The organism is Halomonas sp. ATBC28, from assembly GCF_005937175.1.
Lineage (GTDB): Bacteria > Pseudomonadota > Gammaproteobacteria > Pseudomonadales > Halomonadaceae > Vreelandella > Vreelandella titanicae.
On sequence record NZ_VCQL01000011.1, the window covers coordinates 20,047 to 33,031 of the forward strand.

The 12,985-nt window shown below is 49.1% G+C and carries 9 protein-coding genes and 1 tRNA gene; 5 read left to right on the forward strand and 5 right to left on the reverse strand.

Features of this window, described 5'->3' with window-relative positions; genetic code table 11:
* Positions 1-213: 213 nt before the first annotated feature.
* Positions 214-675, forward strand: coding sequence for a hypothetical protein (locus E0L35_RS13840; RefSeq protein WP_138800568.1), 462 nt, complete (start codon positions 214-216; stop codon positions 673-675).
* A gap of 917 nt (positions 676-1,592) precedes the next feature.
* Entirely contained in the window at positions 1,593-2,297 is a 705-nt protein-coding gene (locus tag E0L35_RS13850) for a hypothetical protein (RefSeq protein ID WP_138800569.1), read from the forward strand.
* A gap of 820 nt (positions 2,298-3,117) precedes the next feature.
* On the opposite strand, the gene E0L35_RS13855 is transcribed toward E0L35_RS13850, so the two are convergent.
* Positions 3,118-4,293, reverse strand: coding sequence for a Fic family protein (locus tag E0L35_RS13855; protein WP_138800570.1), 1,176 nt, complete (start codon positions 4,291-4,293; stop codon positions 3,118-3,120).
* A gap of 831 nt (positions 4,294-5,124) precedes the next feature.
* On the opposite strand from E0L35_RS13855, the gene E0L35_RS13860 reads away from it, so the two are divergent.
* Positions 5,125-5,421: a type II toxin-antitoxin system HigB family toxin gene (locus E0L35_RS13860; RefSeq protein ID WP_027958990.1), complete on the forward strand. Its 297-nt coding sequence runs from the start codon at positions 5,125-5,127 to the stop codon at positions 5,419-5,421.
* Complete coding sequence (locus E0L35_RS13865; protein WP_138800571.1) at positions 5,421-5,780, forward strand: transcriptional regulator; 360 nt, start codon at positions 5,421-5,423, stop codon at positions 5,778-5,780. The genes E0L35_RS13860 and E0L35_RS13865 overlap by 1 nt, the downstream gene beginning before the upstream one ends.
* A 563-nt stretch (positions 5,781-6,343) precedes the next feature.
* Here E0L35_RS13865 and E0L35_RS13870 read toward each other — a convergent pair.
* From E0L35_RS13870 to E0L35_RS13885, 4 genes are all read right to left on the reverse strand, one after another.
* Positions 6,344-6,778 (reverse strand): GNAT family N-acetyltransferase, encoded by a 435-nt coding sequence (locus tag E0L35_RS13870; RefSeq protein ID WP_138800572.1) that lies wholly within the window; start codon positions 6,776-6,778, stop codon positions 6,344-6,346.
* A gap of 659 nt (positions 6,779-7,437) precedes the next feature.
* A tRNA-Arg gene (locus tag E0L35_RS13875) sits at positions 7,438-7,514 on the reverse strand.
* A gap of 77 nt (positions 7,515-7,591) precedes the next feature.
* Positions 7,592-8,539, reverse strand: coding sequence for an AEC family transporter (locus tag E0L35_RS13880; protein ID WP_027958987.1), 948 nt, complete (start codon positions 8,537-8,539; stop codon positions 7,592-7,594).
* A gap of 144 nt (positions 8,540-8,683) precedes the next feature.
* Positions 8,684-10,651 (reverse strand): diguanylate cyclase, encoded by a 1,968-nt coding sequence (locus E0L35_RS13885; RefSeq protein WP_138800573.1) that lies wholly within the window; start codon positions 10,649-10,651, stop codon positions 8,684-8,686.
* Positions 10,652-10,978: 327 nt separating this feature from the next.
* Here E0L35_RS13885 and E0L35_RS13890 point away from each other — a divergent pair, with 327 nt between their 5' ends.
* Entirely contained in the window at positions 10,979-12,985 is a 2,007-nt protein-coding gene (locus E0L35_RS13890; RefSeq protein ID WP_138800574.1) for a capsular polysaccharide biosynthesis protein, read from the forward strand.

The window sequence follows — 12,985 nt, forward strand, 5'->3', positions numbered from 1 at the left end:
CCAGACCGGTTCTTTACAGCAATGGCACCCATCGGGTACCATTTTGAACCCATTGGGTTCATTGGGCAAATCCGGTAGGTTCTGCAATTTAAAAAACGGCTTGAGACAGAGCTCAAACCACGGTTTGAAAGCAAAGTTCAGAACATGTGCTGCGCCTGAAATGACTAGTGAGTCAGGTGGAGTGAGAAATGAAGCAGCTTAAGGAAAAAAGCTATGCATAATGCCAGCTATATTCACGACCTAGAGAATATGTGTGAGTTAATTGAAAACGGAATGTCTACCGATGAAGAGGCGGTATACCTAACCTTATCCATTTCACATATAGCCATTAGCTTTGCCCCAATGGATAACAAATCCACATCAGAAAAAGAAGTAGAAGTAAAAATCAAAAATATTGATAAAGCAATGGCATTGATTGCCAAAGCTTACAACGTGCTTGGTAATTATCCAGAATTACAGTTGCAACTAGGAAAGCTACACAGCCTTTTCAAGGTCTTACTAATACAACAGCTAAGTTGTGGCATAAAACTTAACGACATAACGCGCAAGGCTAAGCACGGCAAACATGCTGCTAACATACCACTCGGAGGTCACATACAAGACAACACCGTAAAACTGGAAAATACCACGGAATCGATTTGCCACATCACTGGCGACTTGAAACCTAAGGAATAATTTTCCGTACTACCTCCCTGGGTCATATGGGGTTGTCGTTGCTATTGGCCGAAGGAGGTCGGTGAAAAAAGGTAAGCTCCAGCCCCTCTTTCAAGCTCAAGCTCTGGCATGCAGCTAGCCGCAACTCCACAGGCCAACATCCATTCAAGCAATAGATCCCCTGCCCTGATTCAATGAACCGGTCAACATCACACCTAAAGCTGGTAAATCCCCGCCGACCGAGAACTACCGTATCAAATGCATCGGCAAAGGCTTGCCTGATCTTGGTACTGGGAGCATGAATCCTCATCGCTTTCAGCTTGCGAAAGCAACTCAAGAATATAAGCGAAGAAAGTTATTTCCTGAAAGCACACACTTACCCATACCACAAAATCATTGATTAGTTTGGTGTCGTCACAGGCCAGCTATCAGGGATAAATCCGCATAGTTATCGGGTCTCCGGTGTAACCCGGGGAGACTAGAGAGAGTGATATGGCGTCTTGGAAGGATCAAGACCTAACCATCAAGCCATTGATTAATATAGCTTCAATAAAGTATAAAAAATCTTCGCATACCTTATCACATATCATTTATCAGTTGGCTGGATGTATTTTTCTCGATTTCCCACGATGGTGACTAGGTTTAAGGGGGCCTCAATCGAGGGGTGCTCTGATCTCCGGTTCATCCTTTTCTGAATAGCCTTTTGAACCTGAGCATTTCTGAGCAAGCGAATGGCGTTAATTTCTGCGGCATTACCACGAGCAGAGTAAGCAGCTCTCTAGTATGCCTTGGTGGCATTCAGGTCAATCAAATGCTCATCAACGAATCGAGACTGCCAAAGGGGCTGTCGAGTTGACGCCTCGGTAGTCTTCATATCAGCTCTTTGCTGAGAACACATTGAAAGAATGAGACGGTCTTAATTTTAAGAGGGCATCTGAATGGGCGGCAGCATCATCGAAAGTTTAATAATGGCAGTACCTATACTAGGTGTAGCTGTGGCGTTTATCTCGCATTGGCGCGGACATAAGCTGAGTCGAAGCGCGATCAAGATGAATGTAATGGTGAGGATCGTAGACTTCGGAGCTGACTATCGCTCTCAGGCTGCGCTTGAGGAAGGACTTCAAAGGACGCTGAAGCGGCTTTTCCACCTCTATTCTGGGCAAAGCGTCAATGGCGCTCTGGTGTGGGCGGTACTAAGTCATCACCCAAGAGCTGATGCCCTAGACTTGTTGGCGTTAGCGCATGATGAAGTCAGGATAGATAAGACGTCAGGCAAGATCCGGCACAAGCGACCAAGATGGAAGCTCGACAGCACCGAGGCGGTGCTTTTCATTATCTATATAGCTTTGTCCTTAGGCTGGTATCTGATGATAGGGCCGGGCCTACGCTGGCTATATGGAAGCCCTGACAGCATGGCCACTTCTGACAAAATTTGGGCGACTATTGCCGTGGTTTTATCAAGCTGCTTTGTCATCCTCTATGCTAGGTACTGCTTTAGGTATGTTGCGAAAGTGCGAGCGGTGAGGGAGCTTACACAAACTAAGCGAATGAAGGCCTCAAGGTCTCTCCGGATGAGGTGCCTTGACGTGCAGCGCAAGGTGAAAGCGCTGCCGGCCCAGATGAAGAAGCTGCTTTTTAGCTAAGGCCACCATTAGACCATGCTGTCAACGCCAGTGAAGGTTGTCCGCACCTCCTTTACGGACTTATAGCATCGGCGTCGACAAGCTATAGAGGACTTTAATAAGTCCAGATGATGCAACGAAAATTGCATCGTCAATTTGCTGGCGCTTCCCTCACCCATCGCAGGCACACCCTCTTGGCTGACGACAAGTATAGTTGCGGTTAATGCAAGAGTTACCGCAAGCTTTACCCTTTCGACAAACACGACAACAGCCGCCTTGGACTATAGTCAGCTCATCAGGGATCGCGTCAAACGATAAGGTGCACTCTGCTTCCTCATTGCCAACTTGAAGGTCTGCTTGTCCAATCCAGCCGCCATAGCTATCTAGTGGCTGTTCAGCACTCAAGGCTCCAGCGAAGCATAGCGCCAGCACTAATATGATTACTCGCACGGTCATGACTATTCCCTTTAGTTATTATGTGCCAGCGCAGTATAGACGGGAATGCTCGCAGCACGTCTCTAGATTGTTAGCAGCCAGGCCTCATAACCATGCAACAATAATGGCATCAGCAACGGGCGCAAAATTGCTCAGATGGTAAAAATCATCATGCGAGAGCAAGCTTTTACTCGCGACTGTCTATTTTGACCGAGAATAGTGGGAACGGCGGGAACAGGCTGGATATTCAAGCAAATAGCGCTGGCGCTAGCTCCAAGCCGAGATTCCAGCTTTAAGTGCCAGCGCTATACTAATTTAGAAGCAGATTTTCCTTGCAGCCTTAGGATTAAGGTGAAAGTAAAGGCCGTTACTACTCAACACTTGCTTCAAAGGCACTCACTATCCCTTAGAGCCCTTCAACTTGAGGTGGAATAAATCCATTATCAGATAGAGCTTTTATGACACCTCTGACTAGAAAGCTATTATCAAAACCAATCGTATATTGTCGAGCCCCTTCAGCTATAGGCCTAAGCATTCCAGCTTCAACAAGCTTTCGTACTTGGTATGTTCTTTGAGGGGATTTTGAGCCCTTCATTACAGAAGCAAGGTCGCTTGCTTTAACAATTTGTCTTTCAATAGCCAAATTTAGAATATCTTTCTCTTGTGCCGTTATCAGCTCTCTTTCTCGGGCATTCTCTAGCGCTGGCCACAAAATATTCTCTTTCAAAAATGTATAGTCTGAAAGCTTATCCAGCTTTTTCAGCTCATCTAGAACCCCTTGCAAAACGTATACACACCAGTCATGTAGTGCTTTTGGGGAGCCTGAATCAGCAAGCGATAGCATTTCATAATAGCGTTCTCGATCATTGCAAAAAACAGCCGTCGGGTTGAGCACACGGCCTGTGACCGTCTTGCCCATCGAAACGTTAAAGCCATATTTTATCATCAATGCATAGGTTAATAAGCGAACTACTCTCCCATTTCCATTGGTGAATGGATGTATCCACCCAAATCGATGATGGGCTAAAGCTACTTTCATAAGATCGTATTTTTGTTGATCGCTATTATTTATAAAGTTAACCAGCTCTTGCATGTACTCTCCGACCCGAAATGGCTCTGGAGGAAGATGGCTAGACTTGGCTATTCTGACTTGACCTGTTCTGTAAGCACCTGGAGTTTCATCGCCTTCTCGCTCAAGGCCATCTATTGCAAGTTGATGTAACTCTCTTATAAAATGTTCTGATATGGGATAATCAGGTTCCAGCTCTTCCTCAATGTATGACATAGCCCTTTCGATGTTAGCTATCTCGCTCAAGTGATCACTCGAACGTTGCGTACCCTCTAAAGTGCTTTCCACATAATCAGCCAGTGTAGTGTGGTTACCTTCAATTCTTGCCGATCCCAAGCTTTCCAATATATGGAAAATATTTTTAAGCTGAAAAAATGTAGGTGCTGGCGTACTCCCACCAAGCTGAAGCCTCCTAAGGTACTCAAGCTCAGTCAGTACATCGACGAGAGGTGAATCGAAGGATGGATTTAGAAGCACCAGGTCATGATGATGAAATGAAGCAGGGTCACTCATTATCTCAAATCCCCTAAAATTTTATCTCAAAAAAATGAATAAAAAATACTAAAAAACATAAACTTACAAAAAATTATGTAAAAAATAACTGAAATCACGTACAAAAATATGTTGAATCCATCTGCACAACAAGTCAAATGACGGGCTACATATTTAGCCTAAACACGTCGTCATGCGCCCGGACACACTTCTAGCTGCGCACCTATCGTGCGTACCAAGCTGCGTACCGATTCGTACTTTTCGCTCGTAAGAAAATTCGTGCCTACATTTAGTTAACAGTGCTGGCTGTTCACCCTTCGTGTTAACTAGCCATCTGATGGATACCACCATGGATACCAGGAGGCGGATACTGGCGATCTGGTGGAAACCGGCACCAGTGCAGTTGAGAACACCAGGTTGGCGGCCTAAGCAATCTCAACATTCATCAACATGCGGCGGTTAAACCGCGCCAGCAACATGAGGTTTTTGAGGAAGCTGGCCCAGCTTGAGATAGGCTTAATATCCCTACTTTATCTTTCCCTAGATCGACGCCGGTTAGCTCGGCGATAAGCTCAGGAAATCGCTTGGATAGCTGATCTAATGCTAGCAGCGAGTTCGCTATTCGCTGTATCGGTACGGGATTTTTGGTCGAAAAATATATATTGAGCGGTATATCGATATAAGACGGATCTGCTTCCGGCGCCATTGGATTCCCTTAAAGTATTTGTCGGCACGCCTCTACGGGCGCTCTAACCGATCTTGGCTCTAAAGGGTGGGGTGGTGCCAGTTTGTTAAAATAGAGCTTGACTCCCAAAACAGGAGAACCCAAAATATCCCAAAATGGGAGAAAGCATGAGAGTCATAGCAAAGCGCACACTGAAAGAGTTTTGGGAGCAGGGCTATGACGACGCCAAGACCCCATTAACCGAGTGGTACAACATGATGCTAAAAGCATCCTGGGAAACGCCACAACAGTTGAAGGCCGACATTGGAACCGCCAGCATCCTTAAAGGTGGCAGGGTTGTTTTCAATATCGGTGGTAACAAGTACCGAGTCATACTCTCCATTCGGTATGAGCAGCAAATTGCTTGGGTTCGTTTTGTTGGCACCCACGCCCAGTACGATAAAGTCGATGCGGAGACAATATAATGAACATCCAGCCTATCCATAATGATGCCGATCTTGACCGCGCATTTGCTCGTCTTGAAGAGCTTTGGGCTGCTGAGACAGGCACTCCTGAAGCGGACGAAATCGAAGTGCTCTCAATCCTCATAGAGAAATACGAGGATAAACACTACCCCATCGGGCCGTCTGATCCTATTGAGGCGATCAAATTCCGCATGGAGCAGCAGGGCCTAACGCCGCGTGATCTTGAAGCATACATCGGCTCGAGCGGCCGAGTGTCAGAGGTGCTGAACCGTAAGCGCAAACTCAGCCTTCGCATGATCAAAAACCTGCATGAGGGGCTTCGAATCCCTTATGAGAGCTTGATGAGTCAGGCCACTTAATTATTCAGCCCCGCATTAGCAGTTTTTTATGCCACAGTGACCGTATTAGATATACCACAGCTTGAAATGTCCGCCATCCAAGGGCTCGAGTTCAAATGCTGGAGTTTTCCGTATACCAAAACATCCACCAAAGCATACATAACACCATGATTCGGTTACATAATACCAATCATAGCGCATGCAGCATTCCCGCTGCCTTTGTCGCCATATCCGCTTTGGATTGATAGCTGCCTTGAAGAGGAAGTGTAACGTGCACACGGCCTTGGAAACCCCATCTTCATGTGCACGCGAGATCGAGTAGCGCGTGGTAAGCGAAGCGCACCCGCGGGAGCAGCGCGAAGCGGTGTCGTGGTTGGTTCGTGCATGTGGCGTTGCTTGGGCGCCACGGGGCGCCGGTCACATACCACCTTCTTTTGCCGATACAGCGTCCTTACTTAGCGCGGTGTGCTGGCGGCCACGGATCTTATCTTCTGAGCTGCGAAGCGATAGCGCGCCCTAAGTCGCGGTTAGGGCGAACGCCTATGACTGACAAAACTGCCGCTAGAGCAACCTTGAATGTTTGGTTATGAATGCGCTGTCTGATACCGCATTTCAATCAGTTGATGTTCGCCAACGACTTCTACTTCCTTGATGAACTCAAATCCAAACCTTTCGTAGTAATCTCTAAGGTAAGTGTGAGCATGGATCTCAATGGAAGTGACACCTAACTCCTGCGCATATTGCATCATTGCCTGGACAACTTTCGAAGCGACGCCCATTCCTCTACATACCTCACTGACCGCTATCCTGGCCATGGTAGAAGAGCCGTCTTCTTTCACAGTTAGTCGGGCCGTTGCAATGGGTTCACCGTTGTTCGTTACCAGCGCGTGGAATGATTCCTCATCCAGTCCATCCAGTTCCAGCTCTGCAGGAATCTGCTGTTCACGTGTAAACACCTGATAACGAATACCTTGAGCCTGCCTGATCAATTCAGAATCATTACCGATAGTGACTTCCATTGCTGTTTTTTCTCCAAAAAATAATAGATATAAAGTAGCACATGCGTCTCTCCCGCTTGAACGGGTGGGCGACAGCCAGAGCTTGGATTCCTAGCCCTAACATACCAACGCCCCGCACATTGGCGGGGCGTTGGTCATACGCTACAGAATGGCTGGATTAGGCTTGGGCACTATCCAGGTCGTCCAGGCTCGGAACATACTCCATTTGCCGCGGTGGCAGGGTTTGGCTCTTGCAGGCAGTGTTGGTTGGATGGCACTGGGCGTCGTTCCGCCGCCATCCGCGGGTGCCTCATTCGCTCGTACCTCGCGAGATTCGTTACCACGCGCTACGGTTAGTGCACATAGCTGATTTTGTGGGTCAGTTCATCTCGCCTGTGTCTTCCTCCAGCGTTGCCTATCCAGAAACGCGAAGCAGGCCATTGATGAGCGCCAAATTGTCATCTGACGGAGTATTAGTACTAGGTTTGGTTTGGTTGAGTTTATCTGTCGAACAGTTAGTGCCATGGCGGTATACCGAGCATCTTCGAATGGGGGTATATACCATTCTGTATACCATTTAGCAGCGGGATTTGGAAGGAACGACGAGGAGTAAAAAATCATGTATTTCAGAGTATTGTACTCTTTTTTAGGCCTTCCCAGGACTTGTAAAGAACCCCAGTTGGCGTCCCTGGCAGGAGTCGAACCTGCGACCTGCCGCTTAGGAGGCGGCTGCTCTATCCTACTGAGCTACAGGGACTAACGTCGTCCAAACTTGCGGGCGCGTAGTATAACGCGTCAGCTTAGGCAGGGCCAACCGAGTTGCGCTATTCAACTCTATATCCAGCCGAGTAAACGCAGCGCAAAGACGCCCAGCGTAACGGTAATGCTCGCCATCAGGGTGGTAATGGCGATGATATTGGCGGCCAGAGCCACATTGCCGCCTATTGCTTTGACCATTACAAAACTTGCGGCAGCGGTGGGGCTGGCAAAGAACAGAAACAGTAAGCCCAGCTGTTCGCCGGAAAAGCCCACCAACCAGGCCGCCACGGTGGAGAGCACCGGTAGTGTTACCATCTTCATCAAACTAGCGCCAAGTGCCACTTGGCTGCTGTCACGCATGCTCGACACGGAGAGCGTCGCACCAATACAAATCAGCGCCAACGGTAGTGTTAACGAGGCAAAATAGTTTCCTGAGGTAATCACCCAACTGGGCAGCGGGATCGAGAGCGCGGTAAAGGGTAATGCTGCAAATACGGAAATAATGAGTGGGTTTTTCGCTACATGTTTGAGCAGGCTGCGCCAATCGGTGGATTGACCAGGTTGGTAAAATGCCAGCACGATGACCGAAAGCGCGTTATACATCACGATGACCACGCCCAGCAAAAGACTGCCCGCTGACAGGCCATAGTTACCGTACATGCCCGCCGCTAGCGCCAAACCCACTATCCCACAATTGCCGCGAAACGCGCCTTGAACGTAAATACCACGATCCTGAGGTGCTACACGGTAGCGCGCCCAGCCCCAACTGAATAAAAACTGCCCCAGCGTTGCCACAGCAAAAAACAGCATCAGCGAAATGTCCAGCGCAACGCTTAGGTCAGCTTTAATCAAACTAAGGAAGATCAGCGTGGGGAGTGTTGCTTTGAATACCAGCGCAGAAGCGGTCGAGACGAAGGCACTATCAATCCATTTCAAGCGCTTAAGGCCCAGGCCTACAAACACCATCGCAAAGACAGGCAGCGTGACATCCAGCGTGCGGGCAAACAGTTCAAGTAGGTTCACAACAGTATCTCAGTCAGCCTTGATTTTAAAAACTGGCTTTTAACGACAAGTTCAGCATCTGCTTATACTCTACTGCTGGACATGTTTTGTCGACTGCTAAGCACGCCAAGCCGCTGCGCAGGCTTAGAGTGCTTATATGAGAAACTATTTGGGCGAATCGAAAAGCGCCATTACGTCATCGTTATTGTGAGGCATATTGACAACTACCCCATCGCGTCCCATCCCTTTGGCTTTGTAACTACCGGCATCGGCCCGTGCCAAAACGTCAGACACATTAGAATCCTCTTCATCAAAGGTGGTAACGCCAATACTGAGTGTAACCATGTACTCTTTGCCTTCATGGGTAACAGAGATTTCCCCTACCGACTGACGCAGGGATTCAGCGATTCTCCTTGCCTGAGCCAAGGTGCAGCTGGGGAGCAGCACACCAAACTCATCTCCCCCTTGGCGCGCCACATGATCGCTACGGCGGACTTCCCAGGCAACCACCTGAGCAATGCGGCGCAACATCTCATCGCCTAGAGCATGGCCACCTTCATCATTGATAGGTTTGAAGTGATCCAAATCAAACAACAAAAGAGCTGAAGGCGTGCTGGTTTTTTGGAAATCGGCAAAGGCTTCTTCTAGGCGGCGCTCAAAGCCCCTACGATTCAACAGGCCGGTTAACGGGTCATGTTCAGCTTCCCAGCGCTGAATGGCTTCCTGCTCCCTACGCTCGGTAATATCTTTAACTACACCCACTAAACCAAGGGTATGGCCATCTTGAGAAAGCGTGACTACCCGCGCATGTATATCTAGCCAAAGAAGTTCGTTATCACTGCGCAAAAAACGCAATTGGCGGACAAAATCACTACCGGTGCGCAGGCTATGTAGCCACATGTCTTTAGCCCCATCACGATCAGACATGTGGATCTGCTTAAGCCAAGATTCCATAGGCGAACCTGGAAGAATACCCAGCATATCGAGTAGCGCAGGGTTCATGTAAGTAATGTCACCTTTCATATTAGCGACAAACATACCCTGCGGCGCGGCATTCAGTACCGAGTCAAGAAACGCCTCGCGCTCTTGAAGATTGCCTAACAACAGCTGCCGTTCATCTTCCACTCGGTTAAAGGTGCTCGCCACCTGCTGTAGCTCTTGCATTTTGGTAGCCAAACTGACGCTCTCACGGTGCCCTAAACCCACCTCGCCAATCTGTTTCTCCAAATGCCTCAACGGTGTAAGCACTCGTCCCAACATCCACCACAGCAAAGGGAACATAAGTAAAACAAGCACAACCCATGTCCACCAAAGCTGCTTGATAAAATCTGCTAGGGGAAGTTGTGCTTGGGAAATAGGCACGTAAAGGCCAACGATCCAACCAGCAGGCCAAATCTGCGCATAAGATTGCAGCCCCATTTCCCCGCTCACAAGCCGACCTACAGCATCACCTTCCCAACCATCCAGCGCCAAATCCAGCCATGGGTTCAATGCCTTACTGGGTACAGAAGCATTAATTAATGAATTTTCAGGATGGTATAAGACTTTACCCGAGGCAGTAGCAACACCTGCATAGCCTTTTTCACCCAAGCGAACTTTAGCTAAACGGCTAAATATCCCTCCTGAATCCAAGCTAAGGACACCTCCAATAAAACCGTCAAACTCGCCTTGCTTGGTAAATCGTGGCACGCCCACTAGCACCATCGGCATACCGCTCGCACGACCGACAAAGGGCTCGCTAACATAGGGTCGGCGAATACCACGAAGCATATGAAAATACTCAAGCTCAGAGGTGTCGAGCCCTACGCGACCAACGATTGCAGGCCAATCAGCAATAACCTCACCATCACTGTTAGCAACCACAATCCCCTCAAACAAAGCTAGTAGGCTATCGTTCTGCTGCAGTTGATAGCTGATCCAGCTCGCATCCTCTGTGGTGCCAATCATTTCGCTTAAGCGTTCTAATGCTTGGAAGCGCATCTCAATTTGTTGGGTCACCTCATCAGCAAGTAGAGTGGCTTCATAGCGCAAGTGCGACATATTAGTCTCTTGCACCATAGTCTTTCCGACTTGCCACGCCATACCCAGCACCAACGCGATCAGCAACAGCAAAGTAAAGGAGAGCCCCAGCAAAAGGCGCCCCTTCAAGGAACTGAAAGAAAATAGATTCTTTAGCAGACAGGCAAAGCGCACCGACTATCCTTTTTATGCATACTTTACTTTAATTCCAGATCCTAGAGAACGGTATTAAGGGCACATAGAGTAAGCGAATCTACCAAAAAAGTGACAACCATGCGCGTTGAATAAATCAAACTTAAGGTAATTTTTTTTATCATGCAAATAGTTGCTATGCATCGAAAAAATAGTGAGTACTCACAACGCCTGAATTGATAACCCCCTCCAATTAACGTATGTTCGCCCGCCTACCCCTAATCCTGTTACCTCAAAGCGGCCTCATGTATGGCGAAACGAACGGCAGGTTACACGTCCCCAGGTATTCGCAAGCTGGCTACCTTGCCTGCGCTACTGCCCGAATTTGACCAATTCGTCCGAATAAGCTCCCTTAAAAAGATGCCCGAGGCAATGATTGGATGGGGATTAAAACCCACCAGCGTAAGCGCTAGGCAGTATGCCCAACGCCATCAACTGATCTATATCGCATTAGAAGATGGCTTTTTACGCTCGTTAGGGCTAGGCGTAAATGGCTTTCAGCCGCACAGTTTGGTAGTCGATGAGACCGGCATTTATTACGACGCCTCACGCCCTTCTGATTTGGAAAACTGGCTCAACACAACCAGTTTCAACAATGAAGAGTTAGAGCAGGCTGAACGATGCATGGCATTGATCGCTCGCTATCGGCTCTCCAAATATAACCACTCCCCCGATCAGCCGATTAACGATGCCAGCCGGGCGAGTGTATTAGTGGTCGACCAAACCGCTGGGGATGCTTCAATTAACTATGGGGGCGCTAGCGCTAGTAGCTTCAACCAGATGCTTGAGGCGGCATTAGCAGAGCACCCCGACGCCGAGATATTAGTCAAGATTCATCCTGACGTTATCGCGGGTAAAAAACAGGGCCACCTACTTAACGCCGCAGACCACCCGCGCTGCAGGGTCATCGGTGAAGACCTCAACCCCTGGGCGCTATTTGACCAGGTTGACCACGTTTACGTCGTGACCAGCCAGCTCGGCTTTGAAGCACTGCTGGCCGGAAAGCAGGTGCACTGCTTTGGCATTCCGTTTTATGCAGGTTGGGGGCTTACCCATGATCAACTGCCCTGCCACCGCCGTCGTGTAAAGCGCACCTTAGTTGAGGTCTTTGCCGCCGCCTATTTACGCTATTGCCGCTACGCTAACCCTTACACTCAGCAGCCTGCCACGCTGGAAGAGACCATTGCCTTGATCGCCGATCAAAGGCGCCAGCAGGAGCGCTATCGGGGAAGCTGGCGAGCATGCGGGTTCTCTACTTGGAAGCGTCGCTTTATTGGCGACTTTCTAGGCGCCTTCGCACGCGTGAACTATCAAGCGAAGCTTCCCGAGAGCGAGCAGCCCGATGAACGGCTGCTGGTATGGTCAAGCCGTATTGATGCAGACTTTAAATGCCAGCACGCCCAACACATGGAGAAGCTATGGCGCATGGAAGATGGGTTCATTCGTTCAGTGGGGCTGGGAGTCGATCTTACTCAGCCGTTGTCGCTGGTGATTGATTCACAGGGTATCTACTACGACCCCAGCCAACCCAGTGATTTAGAGACGCTGCTCAATAGCGCCCCCTTTAGCGACGACCTGCTGCAACGTGCGCTGCAGTTACGTAAGCGATTAGTGGCGCTCAAACTCTCCAAGTACAACGTACGTGGAAAGTCGGGGATCGAACTGCCCAAAGGGCGTTACACCATACTGGTGCCTGGCCAAGTAGAGAGCGACGCCTCGATTGCCACCGGCTCGCCACACATTAACACCAATAGCGGGCTGTTAAGGGCAGTGCGGGAAGCACATCCAGATGCCTTTATTGTCTATAAAGCCCATCCCGATGTATTGAGCGGTGCGCGTGTCGGAGCACTCGATACCGATGCCAAACGCCTGTATGATCTAGACGCCAGCGATATCGACATCGCAACCCTTTTAGAGCGCGTCGATGCAGTGCATACGATGAGCTCTTTAACCGGCTTTGAAGCACTTTTGCGCAAACGAGAAGTCAGCACCTACGGCCTACCGTTTTATGCTGGCTGGGGCTTAACTCAGGATGCGCTTAGCTGCCCACGCCGTACGCGTTCACTCTCGCTGGATGCCTTGGTAGCCGGTACCCTGATTCTCTATCCCGGCTATGTAGACCCAACGACTCGCCAGCTATGCAATGCTGAAACCGTCGTCAGCCTGTTGGAACAGGCAAGAGCACACAAAAACACCCTTACATGGAAACAGCATCTCTACCGCTGTTATCGTAATTTGTTGATCGGAAGGCATTGA

Excerpts from the sequence above, each read along its gene's own strand:
- E0L35_RS13865 (WP_138800571.1), top strand. The coding sequence starts at position 5,421 with ATGAACATCCAGCCTATCCATAATGATGCCGATCTTGACCGCGCATTT.
- E0L35_RS13850 (WP_138800569.1), top strand. The coding sequence starts at position 1,593 with ATGGGCGGCAGCATCATCGAAAGTTTAATAATGGCAGTACCTATACTA.
- E0L35_RS13840 (WP_138800568.1), top strand. The coding sequence starts at position 214 with ATGCATAATGCCAGCTATATTCACGACCTAGAGAATATGTGTGAGTTA.
- E0L35_RS13855 (WP_138800570.1), bottom strand. The coding sequence starts at position 4,293 with ATGAGTGACCCTGCTTCATTTCATCATCATGACCTGGTGCTTCTAAAT.
- E0L35_RS13870 (WP_138800572.1), bottom strand. The coding sequence starts at position 6,778 with ATGGAAGTCACTATCGGTAATGATTCTGAATTGATCAGGCAGGCTCAA.
- E0L35_RS13860 (WP_027958990.1), top strand. The coding sequence starts at position 5,125 with ATGAGAGTCATAGCAAAGCGCACACTGAAAGAGTTTTGGGAGCAGGGC.
- E0L35_RS13890 (WP_138800574.1), top strand. The coding sequence starts at position 10,979 with ATGGCGAAACGAACGGCAGGTTACACGTCCCCAGGTATTCGCAAGCTG.